The organism is Streptomyces sp. x-19 (assembly GCF_046549115.1).
Classification (GTDB): domain Bacteria; phylum Actinomycetota; class Actinomycetes; order Streptomycetales; family Streptomycetaceae; genus Streptomyces; species Streptomyces albulus_C.
Genome location: NZ_JAJPWK010000001.1, coordinates 618,406 through 633,826, shown reverse-complemented (window position 1 = coordinate 633,826; position 15,421 = coordinate 618,406). Strand labels below are relative to the sequence as shown.

At 73.9% G+C, this 15,421-nt stretch carries 10 protein-coding genes, 1 pseudogene and 1 riboswitch; of the genes and pseudogenes, 5 read left to right on the top strand and 6 right to left on the bottom strand.

What is annotated here, in order from left to right; translation table 11 throughout:
- The first annotated feature begins 17 nt into the window (after window positions 1–17).
- Window positions 18–728, top strand: coding sequence for a LuxR C-terminal-related transcriptional regulator (locus ACLJT4_RS03005; protein WP_411120852.1), 711 nt, complete (start codon window positions 18–20; stop codon window positions 726–728).
- Window positions 729–944: 216 nt separating this feature from the next.
- Window positions 945–2,069, top strand: a complete 1,125-nt coding sequence (locus tag ACLJT4_RS03000) for an alpha/beta hydrolase (protein WP_411120851.1) — start codon at window positions 945–947, stop codon at window positions 2,067–2,069.
- A 270-nt stretch (window positions 2,070–2,339) separates the two neighbouring features.
- Here ACLJT4_RS03000 and ACLJT4_RS02995 read toward each other — a convergent pair.
- Window positions 2,340–2,687: pseudogene (locus ACLJT4_RS02995) on the bottom strand (C40 family peptidase); the annotation flags it as partial.
- Between the two features lie 623 nt (window positions 2,688–3,310).
- Between ACLJT4_RS02995 and ACLJT4_RS02990 the strand changes: the two are divergent.
- Window positions 3,311–3,664 (top strand): hypothetical protein, encoded by a 354-nt coding sequence (locus ACLJT4_RS02990; RefSeq protein WP_016577317.1) that lies wholly within the window; start codon window positions 3,311–3,313, stop codon window positions 3,662–3,664.
- Window positions 3,665–3,871: 207 nt separating this feature from the next.
- Here ACLJT4_RS02990 and ACLJT4_RS02985 read toward each other — a convergent pair whose 3' ends face one another.
- Window positions 3,872–5,005 carry an NlpC/P60 family protein gene (locus tag ACLJT4_RS02985; RefSeq protein ID WP_411120850.1) on the bottom strand — a complete coding sequence of 378 codons (1,134 nt, stop codon included), beginning with the start codon at window positions 5,003–5,005 and terminating at the stop codon, window positions 3,872–3,874.
- Between the two features lie 7 nt (window positions 5,006–5,012).
- Window positions 5,013–5,182: riboswitch (cyclic di-AMP (ydaO/yuaA leader) on the bottom strand.
- A gap of 249 nt (window positions 5,183–5,431) precedes the next feature.
- Here ACLJT4_RS02985 and pcrA point away from each other — a divergent pair.
- A complete protein-coding gene (gene pcrA, locus ACLJT4_RS02980) occupies window positions 5,432–8,011 on the top strand; it encodes a DNA helicase PcrA (protein ID WP_411120849.1) in 2,580 nt (859 codons plus the stop codon).
- Window positions 8,012–8,132: 121 nt separating this feature from the next.
- On the opposite strand, the gene ACLJT4_RS02975 is transcribed toward pcrA, so the two are convergent.
- Window positions 8,133–9,908 (bottom strand): peptidoglycan DD-metalloendopeptidase family protein, encoded by a 1,776-nt coding sequence (locus ACLJT4_RS02975; protein ID WP_411120848.1) that lies wholly within the window; start codon window positions 9,906–9,908, stop codon window positions 8,133–8,135.
- Between the two features lie 270 nt (window positions 9,909–10,178).
- A complete protein-coding gene (locus ACLJT4_RS02970) occupies window positions 10,179–10,994 on the bottom strand; it encodes an alpha/beta fold hydrolase (RefSeq protein ID WP_411120847.1) in 816 nt (271 codons plus the stop codon).
- A gap of 374 nt (window positions 10,995–11,368) precedes the next feature.
- Here ACLJT4_RS02970 and ACLJT4_RS02965 point away from each other — a divergent pair, with 374 nt between their 5' ends.
- Window positions 11,369–11,824, top strand: coding sequence for a cobalamin B12-binding domain-containing protein (locus tag ACLJT4_RS02965; protein WP_411120846.1), 456 nt, complete (start codon window positions 11,369–11,371; stop codon window positions 11,822–11,824).
- Window positions 11,825–11,895: 71 nt separating this feature from the next.
- Here ACLJT4_RS02965 and ACLJT4_RS02960 read toward each other — a convergent pair whose 3' ends face one another.
- Together ACLJT4_RS02960 and ACLJT4_RS02955 are read right to left on the bottom strand one after the other, a co-directional pair.
- Window positions 11,896–13,569 (bottom strand): DUF5691 domain-containing protein, encoded by a 1,674-nt coding sequence (locus tag ACLJT4_RS02960; RefSeq protein WP_411120845.1) that lies wholly within the window; start codon window positions 13,567–13,569, stop codon window positions 11,896–11,898.
- Window positions 13,570–13,814: 245 nt separating this feature from the next.
- Window positions 13,815–15,320 carry an SWIM zinc finger family protein gene (locus ACLJT4_RS02955; RefSeq protein ID WP_411120844.1) on the bottom strand — a complete coding sequence of 502 codons (1,506 nt, stop codon included), beginning with the start codon at window positions 15,318–15,320 and terminating at the stop codon, window positions 13,815–13,817.
- Window positions 15,321–15,421: the final 101 nt, after the last annotated feature.

Sequence of the window (15,421 nt, the reverse complement as noted above, 5' to 3'; positions counted from 1 at the left end):
AAGGACGGACGGACGAGATGAGCAGCGACGACGCACAGCAGGCCGAGACCGGCGGCGAGGACGGGGGCCGCACCGTACGGGTCGTGCTGGTCGACGACCACCGGATGTTCCGGGCCGGTGTCCAGGCCGAGATCGGCCGGACCGAGGTCACCCGGGTCGAGGTGGTCGGCGAGGCGGCCGACGTCGACCAGGCGGTCACGGTGATCACCGCCACCCGCCCCGAGGTCGTCCTCCTGGACGTGCACCTTCCCGGGGGCGGCGGCGTCGAGGTGCTGCGCCGCAGCGCCGCGATGATGGCCGACGGCGAGCGGCCGGTGCGGTTCCTGGCGCTCTCCGTCTCCGACGCGGCCGAGGACGTCATCGGGGTCATCCGCGGCGGCGCCCGCGGCTACGTCACCAAGACGATCACCGGTGCCGACCTGGTCGACGCGGTGTTCCGGGTGGCCGACGGCGACGCGGTCTTCTCGCCGCGGCTGGCCGGGTTCGTGCTCGACGCCTTCGCCTCGACGGACGCCCCGCCGGTGGACGAGGACATGGACCGCCTCACCCAGCGTGAGCGCGAGGTGCTCCGGCTGATCGCCCGCGGGTACGCGTACAAGGAGATCGCCAAGCAGTTGTTCATCTCCGTGAAGACGGTTGAGTCACACGTCTCGGCCGTCCTGCGCAAGCTCCAGCTCTCCAACCGCCATGAGCTGACCCGCTGGGCGGCCGCGCGACGCCTGGTCTGACCTGCGGTTTCGTCGGGATCGGGGGGCACGGGGGCGGATGATCGGGTTCCGCCCCCGCTGCGGGGGGCGTGCAGGGGGCGCGTAAAGAAGGGCCCAAGACGGGCAACCGGGATCGCGTGGATCGCCATCTAAGGGCGCGGAGAGGCTCGCTGCCCGAAGGCGGGGCCGGAACCACGCCCACGCCCTGCGCGCATACGTCCTGGAAACGAGATCCCGATGAGCCTGACGGGTACGCCCTTCTTCCTCTTCTCGATCCTGCTGCTGATCGTCGCCCTCGTGCTGCCGTTCGCGCTGTGGGGTCGAGTGGCCGGACCGGCCCTGATACGTGGTCTGGCACGGCTGTTGATGTTGTTGTTCGCCCAGGTGATGGCCATCACCGTGGTCTTCGTCATGGTCAACAACGCCAACAACCTCTACGACAGTTGGGGCGACCTGCTCGGTACCGGCAACCACATCGACCAGGCCCGCAACCTCGGCCCGGACGGCCTGGGCGGCAAGAACCTCAACGACGAGCCCAAGGTCCACCAGCAGTTCCGGCCCGCCGACGACCCGGTGATGGGCCCCGGCGTCCAGATGACCGACCTCAAGGGCCAGGTCTCGGGCGTCAACGGCGAGGTGTACGTGTGGCTGCCGCCGCAGTACAACGACCCCGCCTACCAGCACAAGAAGTTCCCGGTGGTCGAGCTGCTGCCGGGCTACCCCGGGTCCGCCAAGTCCTGGTTCGGCTCGCTCAAGGTCAACGAGCAGCTGGGGTCGTTGATGCAGAGCGGAGCGATCAAGCCGTTCATCCTGGTGGCGCCGCGGACCAACGTCCTGCCCAACGCCGACAGCGGGTGCGTCAACATCCCCGGCACGGTCAACGCCGACAGCTGGCTGACCGTCGACGTCCGCCAGATGATCGTCGACAACTTCCGGGCCGGCGACAAGCCCGACTCCTGGGGCCTGGCCGGCTACTCGGCGGGCGCGCACTGCGCCACCAAGCTGGCGCTGGCCCACCCGGACCGGTACCGCGCCGCGGTCGGCATGTCCGGCTACAACGACCCGGCGATAGAGCGCGATTCGCTCGCCGGCAAGGACCCCAAGCTGCGCGTCGAGACCAACCCGCTGCATCTCCTCAAGGCCGCCAACGCGGCCGGCAAGCCGCCCCGCACCGCGCTGTACATCTCGGGCGCGAACGGCGACGGCTACCAGGCCGGGATCGGTCTCAAGCAGCTCGCCAAGAACCCGACGACGGTGACGGTCCAGCAGATCTCGTCCGGTGCGGGCGGTCACACGGTGCCGGTGTGGAAGCACCAAGTGCCGGAGATCTTCCGGTGGTTCGGGCTGTTCCTGCGGGGATAGCCGGCCGGGCGACCGGCGGAGTTCACCGTTCGGGTGAACCTCCGCCGGAACCTGCGGAAGCGGGCACAGAGCCGCGCCCGGGAGCGTTGTGCGAGTGACGGAGATCGCGCACGACGGAATCGGGGGTGGCGGATGCGGAACGACGACGGTGGGCGCCGCGGCGGAGCGTCGACGCCGAGGGGCCGCAACTCGCCCCGGGCGGGCCGAAGACGGCCGGGCGGCCGGCGCCCGTGACCGCGGAAGCGTTTCGGCGGGAGCGGCCCGGCGCTCCTATCCCGGACGGGTCGCGCCCGCGAAGGGCAGTCGGTCGATCGGGGCGATCTCGACGGGGGTGCCGGCGTGCGGGGCGTGGATCATCTCGCCGCCGCCGATGTAGAGGCCCACGTGGCTGATGCCGGCGTGGAAGAACACCAGGTCCCCGGGGCGGAGCCGGGGCCAGTCGACGCGGGTGCCGGAGGTGATCTGCGTGTAGGTCGTCCGGGGCAGGGTGACGCCGCCGGCCCGCCACGCGGCCAGGGTCAGCCCGGAGCAGTCGTACGCGGCCGGCCCCGTCGCGCCCCAGGCATAGGGCTTGCCGAGGGCGGCATGGGCGAAGGCCACCGCGCGGGCGGCCCGGTCGTCCACGGGCGGGACGGGGGCCGCGGGCACGCCGGGTACCAGCGGCGCGGTGCCGGCGGCGGGCGTGGGCGGTGCCAGGTGCTCCGGGGCGCGTTCCAGGGGGGTGGCGGCCTCGGGGGCCGGGGAGCGTTCCGCGGCGGTCGCGGGACGGCTGCCGACACGGCGGACGCTGCCGAGGCGGCGGGCCCAGCCGGTCACCGCGGTCGCCTGGTGGCTGCCGGTGCGCTCCAGCACCGTGGCGCCGTCCAGGTAGCGCTGCGGGTCCGCGGCGAGCAGCAGCCCGCCGCGGGTGCTGCGGGCGGGGTGGGTCCGGGCCGGCGGGGGTGCGAGCGGCGGCCGCTCTGTGGCCGTGTGGTGCGACGCCATGGCGGCCGTCACTTCCTTCCCTGCGGGGCGAATGCGACCGGTGGGGTGCGGGTCCGGTCGTCTGCAGGAGGAAGCTAGGCCCGGGGTCACGGCGTCGAACCCCCTTGCCCGGCATTGTCCGTTTCCGAGCGGCCGCCGCGCGGGGATGACCGATCGACGGTCGGCGGGAGGCCGGGAGCGGTGGGCCCTGACCGAAGCCGGCATCACGGGCGCCCTGCCGGAAAGGGCGTGCTATGGGGCGGATACGATCCAGCACTATGGACGTAGTAATCAATGTCTTCGTCGCCCTGCACATCATCGGCATCGCCTCCCTGCTGGGTGGCTTCCTGACCCAGATGAAGGCCATGGGCGCGGGCACCGCCCGCTTCGTGCCGGCCATGCTGCACGGCGCGCTCACGATGCTGGTCACCGGCATCGTGCTGGTCGGTCTGAACCAGATGCAGGACCACTCGCTCAACAACATCAAGATCGGCATCAAGATGGCCGTCCTGGTGGTGATCCTGGCGCTGGTCTACGTCAAGCGCGACGAGGAGAAGCTCCCCAAGCCGCTCTTCGGCGCGGTCGGCGGGCTCACCATGCTCAACATCTTCATCGCGGTGCTCTGGACCTGAGCACCCCGGCGCCCCGGCCCCGGCCCGACGGCCCCGGCCCCGGCACCCGCCCGGCGGCCCCGGCGCCGCACCGCCGCATCAACGGCTCACCGCGCGGTCATCCCGCTCCGTACTTCCGGAGGCGGCGGATGACCGCGCGGTGGCGTGTGGGGGGTGGCTGTGGGGGGTGGGTCCGTCGCGGACGCGCGGTGCGCGCCCGTCCACCGGCTAAGCGGGCCGGACGCTGCCGTAGATCGGCATGCCGTAGATCGACTCCACCCGGACGCTGGCGCCCGGGTGCGGGGCGTGGATCATCTCGCCGCCGCCGATGTACATCCCGACGTGGCTGATGTCGTTGAAGAAGAACACCAGGTCGCCGGGTTGGAGATCGCTGCTGGAGACCCGGGTGCCGACCTTGACCTGGTCCCAGGTCGTCCGCGGCAGGTCGACCCCGGCCGCCCGCCACGCGGCCTGCGTCAGCCCCGAGCAGTCGTAGGAGCTGGGCCCGGTGGCGCCCCAGACGTACGGCTTGCCGATCTGGGCGCGGGCGAAGGCGATCGCCTTGCCGGCCTTGGTGGAGTACGAGCCGCCGTCGGACGTGCCGCCGCCGGAGCCCTGCCCGGAGCCGCCGCCACCGGGCTGCTGCTGCCGCTGCTGGGCCTCCTTGCGGGCCTGCTCGGCGGCCTTGCGCTGGGCCTCGGCCTCCTTCTGGCGCTCCAGTTCGGCCAGCCGCGCCTTCTCCTGGGCGGTCAACCGGGACAGCAGCTGGCGCGCCTCGGCCAGCTTGGCCTGAACGTTTCTCTTGTTCTCCTTCAGGGACGTCTGCGACTGCTGGAGGCTCTCCAGGCTGCTGGTGGCCTGGGCCCGCTGGCGGGTGGCGGCCGCGGCCTGTGCCTGGTAGTCGGTGATCGCCTGCTTCTGCTGGGCGGTCAACTGCTCCATCAGGTGGTTGCGGTCGACGAACTGCTGCGGGTCCTTGGCGAGCATCAGCTGGGCGGTCGGGTTGATCCCCCCGCTCTGGTACTGCGCCGAGGCGAACGCGCCCAGCCGGCGCCGGGACTCGTTCATCTTGTCCGCGCGCCGGGCCGCCTCATCGAGCAGACGGTTGACCGTGCGTTGTTGGCCGTCGGCCTTCACCTTGGCGCCGTTGTACTTCTGGGTGGCGACCTCGGCCTGCTGGTAGAGGTCGTCGACCTTCGTCTTGACCTCTTCGATGGAGGGCTGGGGCGCCTTGGGGGCCGCGTTCGCGGTCTGCGAGAGCAGGGTGACCGAGGCGAGGGCGGCGGTGGTGAGCCCGGTCGCCGTACGACGGCCGCCGGGGGTGGCGAGTATGGGGGTGCGCGGCTTGCGATGGGACGCCAAGGCCGGCGACTCCTTCCGTGGACCGCCTACCGGGTTAGCTGTCGGGTTCGGGCGGTCTGCTGACGGAAGGCTTGCCCTACGGCTGCTGCGTCCGCCTGGCGGCGGGCGCACCGGTCGATTCACCCCGGTGGTGCTGGTGGGTCCCCGGCTCCGGGTGCCTCGCGGCGGGACCGGACTCGGCGGGGGCGGCCCGTGCGAACGCTGTCGTCCGCGGGGACTGCGGGCTGCCCGAGCGAGACCGTAGCCAACTCGTGTGGCCCCTGTGAAGGCTGGTGTTCGATATGCCCGAAACCTTTTCGTGACCTGAACGCGAGCGGTGCCGGTTTGCGGGCAGAACGGACACGGTAGCGCCCGCGGCGGAGCGGTGCCGGCCAATCCGGCACTCCGGGACCGGTTGTCAGTGCGGCGGCCTAGACTCGGTGGGCGATGAGCAGCCTCTTTGACGACAGCTTCCTGGCGGATCTCGGCCCCCCGGACGAGGAGCCCCCGCCGCCGCCCGAGGACGAGCCCGGCCCGGCCCCGGAGGAGGTCCCCGCCGACCTCTTCGGCGGGCGGTTCGACGCGCCCGTCTCCAGGGAGTCGTACTACCGCGACGGCGCCGCCCGCCCGGCCATCGACCCGGCGGCGCTCCTGGAAGGGCTCAACGACCAGCAGAAGGCCGCTGTGGCGCACAGCGGCGGCCCGCTGCTGATCGTCGCCGGCGCCGGCTCCGGCAAGACCCGGGTGCTCACCCACCGCATCGCCCACCTGCTCGCCGAGCGCCACGTCCACCCCGGCCAGATCCTCGCGATCACCTTCACCAACAAGGCCGCGGGCGAGATGAAGGAGCGCGTCGAGGAGCTGGTCGGCCCGCGGGCCAACGCCATGTGGGTCTCCACGTTCCACAGCGCCTGCGTGCGGATCCTGCGCCGGGAGTCCAAGCGGCTCGGCTTCACGTCGTCCTTCTCGATCTACGACGCGGCCGACTCCAAGCGCCTGATGGCCCTGGTCTGCCGCGATCTGGACCTGGACCCCAAGCGCTTCCCGCCCAAGTCCTTCAGCGCGAAGGTCTCCAACCTCAAGAACGAGCTCATCGACGAGGAGAGCTTCGCGGGGACGGCCGCCGACGGCTTCGAGAAGACCCTGTCCCAGGCGTACGCGATGTACCAGGCGCGGCTGCGCGAGGCCAACGCCCTGGACTTCGACGACATCATCATGACGACGGTCCACCTGCTCCAGGCGTTCCCGGACGTCGCCGAGCACTACCGCCGCCGCTTCCGCCACGTCCTCGTCGACGAGTACCAGGACACCAACCACGCCCAGTACACCCTCGTCCGCGAGCTGGTCGGCCCCTCCCCCACGCTCGGCTCCGCTCGCGCGGGGGGACCCCCATCGGTCGACATCCCCGCCGCCGAGCTGTGCGTGGTCGGTGACGCCGACCAGTCGATCTACGCCTTCCGCGGCGCCACGATCCGCAACATCCTCCAGTTCGAGGAGGACTACCCGGACGCCACCACGATCCTGCTGGAGCAGAACTACCGCTCCTCGCAGACCATCCTCTCCGCGGCCAACGCCGTCATCGAGCGCAACGAGAACCGCCGCCCGAAGAACCTCTGGACGGACGCCGGCGCCGGCCCCAAGATCACCGGCTATGTCGCCGACACCGAGCACGACGAGGCCCAGTTCGTCGCCGACGAGATCGACCGGCTCACCGACGCCGGCGACGCCAAGGCCGGCGACGTCGCGGTCTTCTACCGCACCAACGCCCAGTCCCGGGTCTTCGAGGAGATCTTCATCCGGGTCGGGCTGCCCTACAAGGTCGTCGGCGGCGTGCGCTTCTACGAGCGCAAGGAGGTCCGCGACATCCTCGCCTACCTCCGGGTGCTCGCCAACCCCGAGGACGCCGTCCCGCTGCGCCGCATCCTCAACGTCCCCAAGCGTGGCATCGGCGACCGCGCCGAGGCGATGATCGAGGCCCTGGCGCTGCGCGAGAAGATCACCTTCCCGCAGGCGCTGCGCCGCGTCGACGAGGCCTACGGCATGGCCGCCCGTTCCGCCAACGCCGTCAAGCGGTTCAACGCCCTGATGGAGGAGCTGCGCACGATCGTGGAGTCCGGGGCCGGCCCGGCCACGATCCTGGAGGCCGTCCTGGAGCGCACCGGCTACCTCGCCGAGCTCCAGTCCTCCACCGACCCCCAGGACGAGACCCGGATCGAGAACCTCCAGGAACTCGCCTCCGTGGCCCTGGAGTTCGAGCAGGAGCGCGGCGAGGGCGCGGCGCCGGCGGCCGACGCCGGTGCGGCCGACGCCGAGGTGACCGACGTCGATGCGGTCGCCGCGGGCCCCGGCACGCTCGCCGAGTTCCTGGAGCAGGTCGCCCTGGTCGCCGACTCCGACCAGATCCCGGACGAGGACGAGGAGGGCGCCGGCGTCATCACGCTGATGACCCTGCACACCGCCAAGGGCCTGGAGTTCCCGGTGGTCTTCCTGACCGGCATGGAGGACGGCGTCTTCCCGCACATGCGGGCGCTCGGCCAGACCAAGGAGCTGGAGGAGGAGCGCCGGCTCGCCTACGTCGGCATCACCCGCGCCCGCGAGCGGCTCTACGTCACCCGCTCCACGATGCGCAGCGCCTGGGGTCAGCCCTCGTACAACCCGGCCTCGCGCTTCCTGGAGGAGATCCCGGACGCGTTCCTGGACTGGAAGCGCACCGGCCCCGCGACGCCGTCGGCGTCCATGGGCGGGCTGTCGTCGGGCGGTTCCTCGGGCGGCGGCTTCGGCGGCGGCATCGGGGCGTCGTTGTCGTCGACGCGGTCCAAGGGGCCGAGCGGCTTCGCGACCCGGCGCACCGCCGACCGCCCGGTGGTCTCGCTGGCCGTCGGCGACCGCGTCACCCACGACAGCTTCGGCCTGGGCACGGTCGTCGGCGTCAAGGGCAGTGGCGACAACGCCGAGGCCACCATCGACTTCGGCGGCGAGAAGCCCAAGCGGCTGCTGCTGCGGTACGCGCCGGTCGAGAAGCTCTGAGCCGTGGGAGGCCCCGGCGCCCGCCCGGGGCCTCCTTCTGGAGCGACGACGAAAGGACGACGAAAGGAGCCCGCCGCGGTGTGCGGCGGGCTCCTTTTCCGGTGTGCGTGTGGCGCGGGGTTCAGTTGGGGTTGAGGCCGTGGGCGCGCAACCACGGCAGCGGGTCGATCGCCGCACCGCCGCCGGGCCGCACCTCGAAGTGCAGGTGCGGGCCGGTGGAGTTGCCGGAGTTGCCGGAGTAGGCGATGGTGTCGCCCGCCTTCACCGAACCGGAGCGGATCTTGGTGCTGCTCAGGTGGCAGTACCAGGTCTCGGTGCCGTCGGGTGCGGTGAGGATCGCCATGTTGCCGTAGGCGGAGTTCCACTGGGTGCGCATGGTGCCGTCGGTGGCGGCCACGACCGTGGTGCCGTAGCTGACCGGGAAGTCGATGCCGGTGTGCACCGACATCCAGTTGACCCCGGCCTGGCCGAAGAGCGCGCTCAGGCCGTGCTGGGTGACCGGCAGGACGAACTTGGGGCGCAGCGCCTCCTTGCGGGCGGCCTCTTCCTCCTTGCGCTTGCGCTCGTCGGCCTGCCGCTGCTTGAGGTCCAGCCGTTCCTGGGTGCGGCTGGCCCGTTCGCGGAAGTCCTGGGCGCTGGCGCTGAGTCCGGCGAGTTGGCTGTCCAGCTTCTTGTTGGCGGCCGTCGTCCGCTTCGTGACACCGGCGTCCGGCGCGGCCTGGGTCGTCTTGCCGTCCTGGTCGTCCCCGCCGAACTGGCTGACCGAGGCCGCGGCCGCCGCGCAGACGCCCATCGCGGCGACCGAGGGCACCGCGACGGTCAGCAGCGCCGAGCGCTTGGCCTGGCGGCGCCGGCCGCGGTTGCCGCCGCGGACCGCCTTGCCCGCCGGGGGACCGCTCACCCGCCGGCCGGTGGGGGCGTCGTCGTCCGGGACGACGGTGACGGGCATCGCCTGGGTCATCGCGTCGGCGATCGCCGCCGAACCGCTCGCCGCGGCACGGGTGTCGGGCGCGCTGTCGGGGTCGTCGACGCCGTCGGTCTCCGTGGTGTGCGCGACGAGGGGGGCGTCCCACAGGAGGGTGTCCTCCGCGGGCGGGCCCGCCTGGGCCGGGATGCCGGGTGCCGGGTCGGGCGTCGGGTCGGTGTAGTCGGCGTAGTCCGTGGTGGACCAGACCGCGGTGGCCTCGTGGCCGACGGGTTCCTGGACGGCGGTGGCGGCGGCCGCGAAGGCGGCGGAGTCGTAGCCCGCGGCCCCGTAGCCGGTGTCGTACCCCGCGGTGTCGTGCCCGGTCGTGGCGTAACTGCCGGTGGCGTAACCACCGGTGAGGCCGTCCACCGTGCCGTACGTGGCGCCGGGGTCGTAGCCGCCGCCGTACGCATCGCCGCCGTAGCCGTCGGTGGCGAAGCCCCCGGTGGGGTAGCCGGCGGTGGCGTAGGAGCCGGTGTCGTAGGTGTCGCCCGCGTACGCGGCGGGGGCGTGGATGCCGGTGTCGTAAGTGCCGGGGTCGTACGCGGTGCCGCTGTGGTGGGCCGCGGCGTCGTAGCCCCCGCCGGGCCCGTAGGCCGCGCTGTCGTAGCCGCTGCCGTAACCGGAGTTGTCGTACCCGGTGGCGCCGGTGTCGTGGCCGGGGGCGTCGTACCCGGTGTGGGCGTACGGGTCGTAGCCGGTGCTGCCGTAGCCGGTGTCGTACCCGGCGTTGTCATACCCGGTGGTGGGGTAACTGCCGGTCGGGTAGGCGTCGGTGGGGTGGCCGCCGGGGGCGTAGGCGCCGTGCTCGTAGCCGCCGGGGTGCGCGCCGAAGAGGGGGTCGTCGTCGCCGTATGCCGAGGGTGCGTAGGAGGCATCGGAAGCGGGGGCGGTCGGAAGCTGAGCCCCCGACGGGTGACGGTCGTCCACCAACTTCTCTTTCGCCTCGGCTGCAGGAGAATTAGCGGCGACTGTACCCGGCGGTACGCGACGGCGACAATCTTCCCGAGGTTTCGGGCTCGGCGGGGCCGGGCAATTGGCCCGCTTTCGGCAACGGCCATGCGCGTTCTTGGCGCCCCGTTCGAGGGTCGTTCGACGAGGCGGCCGGCACCCGGCGCCCAGGGGACGCTCGGGCGTCGGGAACGTTGCCGTCCGGGGGACCGGTCGCGACCCGGCCCGGGCCCGTGGGCACTTCGCCGCTCAGGCCACCGACACCGCGCCCCGGGCGGCCCCGTCCGCCGCCGTGGTGGCCAGCGCCGCCCGGATGCCGGCCACGACGGTGGCGTCGACCGGCAGCGCGAGGTGGCCGACGCCGATCACGCGGACGTTCTCCGCCCACAGGTCCGGGTGCTCGATCCGGGCGGTGGCGGCCGGCACCATCACCTGGTCCTGCTGGCTCCAGAAGGCCACGAAGCGCGTCCGACACCGCGGTGCCGGCAACGCCAACTCGGCCACTACCGCGGAGTCCGGACGCATCTGCCGGACGATCGGATGCGCCGACATGAGCGGCGCGACGCGGGTGCCGGCGTGCGGGGTGCCGAGCGTGACCAGCGTCCGGACGCGGGCGTCGCCGCCGCACCGCTGTACGTAGTAGCGGGCGATCAGGCCGCCGAGGCTGTGGCCGACGACGTCCACCCGGCGGTGTCCGGTCCGGGCGCAGACCTCCTCCACGTGGCGGCCCAGCAACTCGGCGGCCCGCCGCAGATCGCAGGTCAGCGGGGAGTAGTTGAGCGCTTCGACGTGGCGCCAGCCGTGGCGGTGCAGGGAGCGGCGCAGGGGGACGAAGACCGAGCGGTTGTCGACGAAGCCGTGCAGCAGGAGCACCGGCGGGTGCGCGCGGCCCTCGGTGGGCAGGCGGGCCGCGGAACCGTCGGCACCGGTCCCGGCCGGCGCCGGCAGCGGTCGTTCCTGGGCCATCCCGGTGGGATAGCGGAGGAGGTGGGTGACGAGCACGCCCAGCTCCACGAGCGTGCTGCGCAGGAGAAGGGGTGCGGAGAGAACAGGCAGGGCCCCCATGGCCGACCTCCCGAACGGCATGCGGAAGGCGGCGACGACCCCCGAATGCCCTTGTGGGGAAGCCGTGCACGGCGGCGGCGCTGCGGCGGCTCGCGCGCCGGCCCGGCTGCGGCTCCCCGGGCGCCCGGCCCGCGCGCCTCGCCGGCCGTCCCTGGCGGCGGTGCGGCACGCGGGACGCGGCGCGTGGCGAATGTGTCCCAGGTGCAGGTGTCCCGTGTGTGATTTCCCCCTCGCCGGATGTCACGAAACGGTTGGGTACGGGATGCTGTAGATAACGTTCGTTCACGCTCGTGGCCGCCGGATCGCGGTGGCGCGACCGGATGTCGGCTCGGCGGCCCCGCCCTGGCGGTGCCGCGCATGGCTTGGAGGTAGTGATGAGTGTGGCGCGGCAAGACGGGGTGCAGGCGGAGGGGCGGGACGCGGGCCGGTCGGGTCCGATCCGGGTCGTCGTCGCCAAGCCGGGGCTGGACGGACACGACCGGGGCGCCAAGGTCATCGCCCGGGCGCTGCGCGACGCCGGCATGGAGGTGATCTACACCGGGCTGCACCAGACGCCGGAGCAGATCGTGGACACCGCCATCCAGGAGGACGCCGACGCGATCGGGCTGTCCATCCTCTCCGGGGCGCACAACACCCTCTTCGCGAAGGTGCTCGCCCTGCTGGAGGAACGGGACGCGGCGGACATCAAGGTCTTCGGCGGCGGGATCATCCCGGAGGCCGACATCGCTCCGCTGAAGGAGCAGGGCGTCGCGGAGATCTTCACGCCGGGGGCGACCACCGCCTCGATCGTGGAGTGGGTCAACGCGAACGTCCGCCCGCTGGCCGTCTGAACCCTCCGGCCATCGGGCGTCGGACGTCCGCGGCGCGCGCCGGCCCGGGGCTGCGGGCCGGCTGCCGTGCGTCATGACGGCGCTCCGGTCCGCAGCTCGGCGTGCAGGGTGGCGCGCAGGCGGAGCGTGCCGACCAGGCGCAGGAACGCCTCGGACCAGTAGCCGCTGGAGCCCGGGGAGGCGCCCTCGGGCTCGTCGGTGACGGCCGTCAACATGTCCAGCCGGCCGGCTTCCGCCGGGTCCAGGCAGCGCTCGGCCAGGCCCATCACGCCGCTGAAGCTCCACGGGTAGCTGCCGGCGTCGCGGGCGATGTCCAGCGCGTCGACCACCGCCCGGCCCAGCGGCGCGGGCCAGGGGACCGCGCAGACGCCCAGCATCCGGAACGCGTCCGAGAGGCCGTGGACGGCGATGAACTCGGCCACCCACAGGGCCCGTTCGTCATGCGGGAGCACGGTCAGCAGCTTCGTCAGGTCCCGGGCGGAGCCGGCCGGCGCCATCTCCGGCGCGGCCAGGACCGGGTCGCCGGGCGCGCCCAGCAGTGCCCGTGCCCACTGCGGGTGCCGCTGGCGGACCGCGGCCCGGCACCAGGCGTCGTGCAACTCCGTCCGCCAGTCGCCGGCCACCGGGAGCGCGACGATCTCCGCCGGGGTGCGGCCGTCGAACCGTCCGATCCAGCGGTCCAGCGGTGTGGCCTCCACCAACTGGCCCAGCCACCACGCCCGTTCCCCACGCCCCGAGGGGGGCTTGGCGGTGACGCCGTCCCGCTGCATCCCGGCGTCGCAGGCACGCGGCGGGTCGACGGCCAGCATTTCGTGGTGTCCGGCGCCCTCGGCGGCCGGGGCCAGCCGGACGCAGACCAGGCTGCGCCCGGCCATCCGTGCCGCGAGCGCGGAGCCGGGCAGGGCGGAGAGCAGCTCCGCGGCGGTGCTGCGGACGGTGCGGCTGCGGTCGGTCAGGGCCCCTTCCAGGAACGGTTCGTCGGTCGGTGCGAGGGCCTCGCCGAGGGAGTCCACGAACATCAGGCGGTCCTCGGCGCGTTCGGTCGCCCAGGTGGTCGTCAGCAGCTCCAGTCCGGCCTGCGGATCGCGGCGGCGCACCGCGGTCAACAGCGCCACCCGTTCCGCGAACAGGCCCTCCGCCCACCGTCGGCGGATCGCCTCGGGGGCGTCGTCGCCCGGCAGGGCCAGCGGGCCGCCGACGCCCCGGAGCGCGAACCGCCAGGAGTCGTTCAGCCGCGCCAACCACAGGCCGCGGGGGCCCGCCAGGGCGAGCGCGGCGGACCGCAGGTCCGTGCGCGACCGGGCGGCGTCCAGGAGTGCGGGGAGCAACGCCTCCGGGGCGCGGTAGCCCTGCTCGCCGGCGGCCGCCAACCACTGGGGCAACAGCTCGGTGAGGTCGGGGTCGGTGCCGCGCCGGCCGGTGGAGCCGGGGCCGCGGTCGGCCAGCAGGAGCGCGAGCCGGCGCCGGGCGGCCGGCGGCAGCGGGGGGCGGGGATCGGCGGGGGCCGGGGCGGGACGCTCGCCGGCCGGGGCGGGGCGCAGCGCGGCGCGCCGCCGCACGGTGCTCACCGCCGCCGCGTCCAGCAGCGCCGCGGCGGGGCTCTGCCCGGCCCGGACGGCCACCGGCGGGGTGCGCCGCCCGGTCCCGAGGAGCGCGGCGCCGACCAGGTCGGGCCAGGGCGCGGGGGCGGCGGCCGGGGTGACGGGGGTGGTGGAGGTGGTCTGGGGGGTGGGGGTGCTCGGCATGCCCTGCCTCCGGTGGTGGGTGGTGCACGGACGACGGGCCGCGCGCGGGGCGGGACCGGGGGTGGACGAGGGGAACGGGGCGGACGGGGCGGACGGTGGGGTGGTTCGGTGCGGTGGTGGCACGTCACCGGGGCGGCGGGGCACCGCGGCGGCGGTTATCGGGACGGCGGTCATCGGGGTGGCGGGGCGTCGCACCGGCCGGCCACCGGGGCGCGGGGCGTCAGGGGGGTGCGGCATGGGGTGCGTCATGGGGACAGGGACACCGGGGCGGGGTCCCAGAGGGTCAGGGGCAGGAAGCCGCGGTGGCCGCATTCGCCGAAGACCGTGAGCGGCCCGCCGCCCGAGACGGCCGCCAGCTGCCACTGCGCCGTGCGCCCCAGGCAGCGCGGGTCCAGCGGGAGGGCGGATTCGCCGTCCGCGTCGGCCAGTTGCCAGTCGCCGCGGGACCGGCCCGGTATCGGGGTGACGTCGGCGAGGACCACCGGCCAGGCGTCCAGCCAGGGGTCGTCGCGCAGCGCGCGGCCGTACGCGGCCAGGGCGGCGTCGATCCCGCAGCCGGACGGGACCGGGCCGGGGATCGCGGGGGAGTGCCGCTCCCCGAGGGCGACCCGCAGCGGCCGGGCTCCCGGGTAGTAGGCCAGGTCGGCGTCGAGCAGGAGGCCCGGCGGCAGGGCCACGTCCAAGGGGCGGTGGGGGCCGCCGAAGGAGAGGTGCAGCGCCATCCGGCCGGTCCGCTCGCCCCGGAGGAAGATCCGGCGGGAGGTCAACGCGCCCTCCGTGCCGTCGTGTTGGGCAAGGACCAGCCAGCGGTCCCGGAGCGTCACGGTGTCCGGGCCGGAGAGGACGTCCGCGGCCTCCGTGGTCACCCCGACGCGGGTGCGGACCGTCGCGGCGAGTGGTGCCGGCAAGGCCTCGACGCCCAGGAAGCCCTGACCGAGGAGGTGCAGCAGGGCGCACTCCTCCAGCAGTCGGGAGGGCCAGTCCGCACCGGTCGACGGGAGTGCGCCCAACTCCCGTACCCGGGCCGCGAGTCCCGGTGCTTGGGCGTCGACCATGCGGGCGGCAGTCTCGTCCCAGGAGTGCTGGTCGCCGGTCGGGGGCCTGCCCGGGCCGGCGGGTGAGGAGGGGGAGAAGGGGGTGAGGGGGGAGAGGGGGGCCTCGGAGGGGCCGATCGTCGTGAGGCCGGCGTGCAGCAGGTCCTGCAACCGCTGCTCCAACTCCGCGGCGCCGGACCCGATCCGCTGCGAGCGGCGCTCCGCCCGCCGCCGGGCCGCCGCCGGATCGGCCGGTGCGCGGGAGGGCGCACCGGTCGCCGGTCCACCGGCCCCCGCCTCCTCCGTCCGGCCGCCGCCGGGCCGCTCCCGGCGCTCCGCCAGCCACTCGGCCGCCCACGACGGTGGCGGACCCTCCGACCGATCCCCTTGCGCGGCCCCCTCGGTGACGGGGACGGCGGGAGCGGCGGTGGCGACCCACCGCAGCAGCAGCCCGAGCGCGTGCTTGCAGGGGGACTTCCGACTCGGACAACTGCACTCGAACGCCGGGCCGTTGAGATCGACGACGGTCTGGTACTGCTGCGCTTCGTGCGCGGTGGCGCCGCTGGCCCCGCACACCCCCCACACCGCGTCCCCGGCCGCGCCGACGGCCGACCAGCGGCCGGTGCGGGCGAGCCGTGCGGCCGCCGCGTGCGACGCCGCGTCGGGCGCCAGGGCGCGCACCCGGTCCGTCGTCCAGCGTTCCCCTCGCGGATTCATCCGACCCCCCTGCGGATTCCCGTCGAACCCCTGCGGATTCGTCGCCTTCGACGCTACGGCGCACCACTGACAATCGCCCCGAACCTCGGCAACTCCGCAGG

Excerpts from the sequence above, each read along its gene's own strand:
- ACLJT4_RS03005 (WP_411120852.1), top strand. The coding sequence starts at position 18 with ATGAGCAGCGACGACGCACAGCAGGCCGAGACCGGCGGCGAGGACGGG.
- ACLJT4_RS03000 (WP_411120851.1), top strand. The coding sequence starts at position 945 with ATGAGCCTGACGGGTACGCCCTTCTTCCTCTTCTCGATCCTGCTGCTG.
- ACLJT4_RS02990 (WP_016577317.1), top strand. The coding sequence starts at position 3,311 with ATGGACGTAGTAATCAATGTCTTCGTCGCCCTGCACATCATCGGCATC.
- pcrA (WP_411120849.1), top strand. The coding sequence starts at position 5,432 with ATGAGCAGCCTCTTTGACGACAGCTTCCTGGCGGATCTCGGCCCCCCG.
- ACLJT4_RS02970 (WP_411120847.1), bottom strand. The coding sequence starts at position 10,994 with ATGGGGGCCCTGCCTGTTCTCTCCGCACCCCTTCTCCTGCGCAGCACG.
- ACLJT4_RS02965 (WP_411120846.1), top strand. The coding sequence starts at position 11,369 with ATGAGTGTGGCGCGGCAAGACGGGGTGCAGGCGGAGGGGCGGGACGCG.
- ACLJT4_RS02960 (WP_411120845.1), bottom strand. The coding sequence starts at position 13,569 with ATGCCGAGCACCCCCACCCCCCAGACCACCTCCACCACCCCCGTCACC.
- ACLJT4_RS02955 (WP_411120844.1), bottom strand. The coding sequence starts at position 15,320 with ATGAATCCGCGAGGGGAACGCTGGACGACGGACCGGGTGCGCGCCCTG.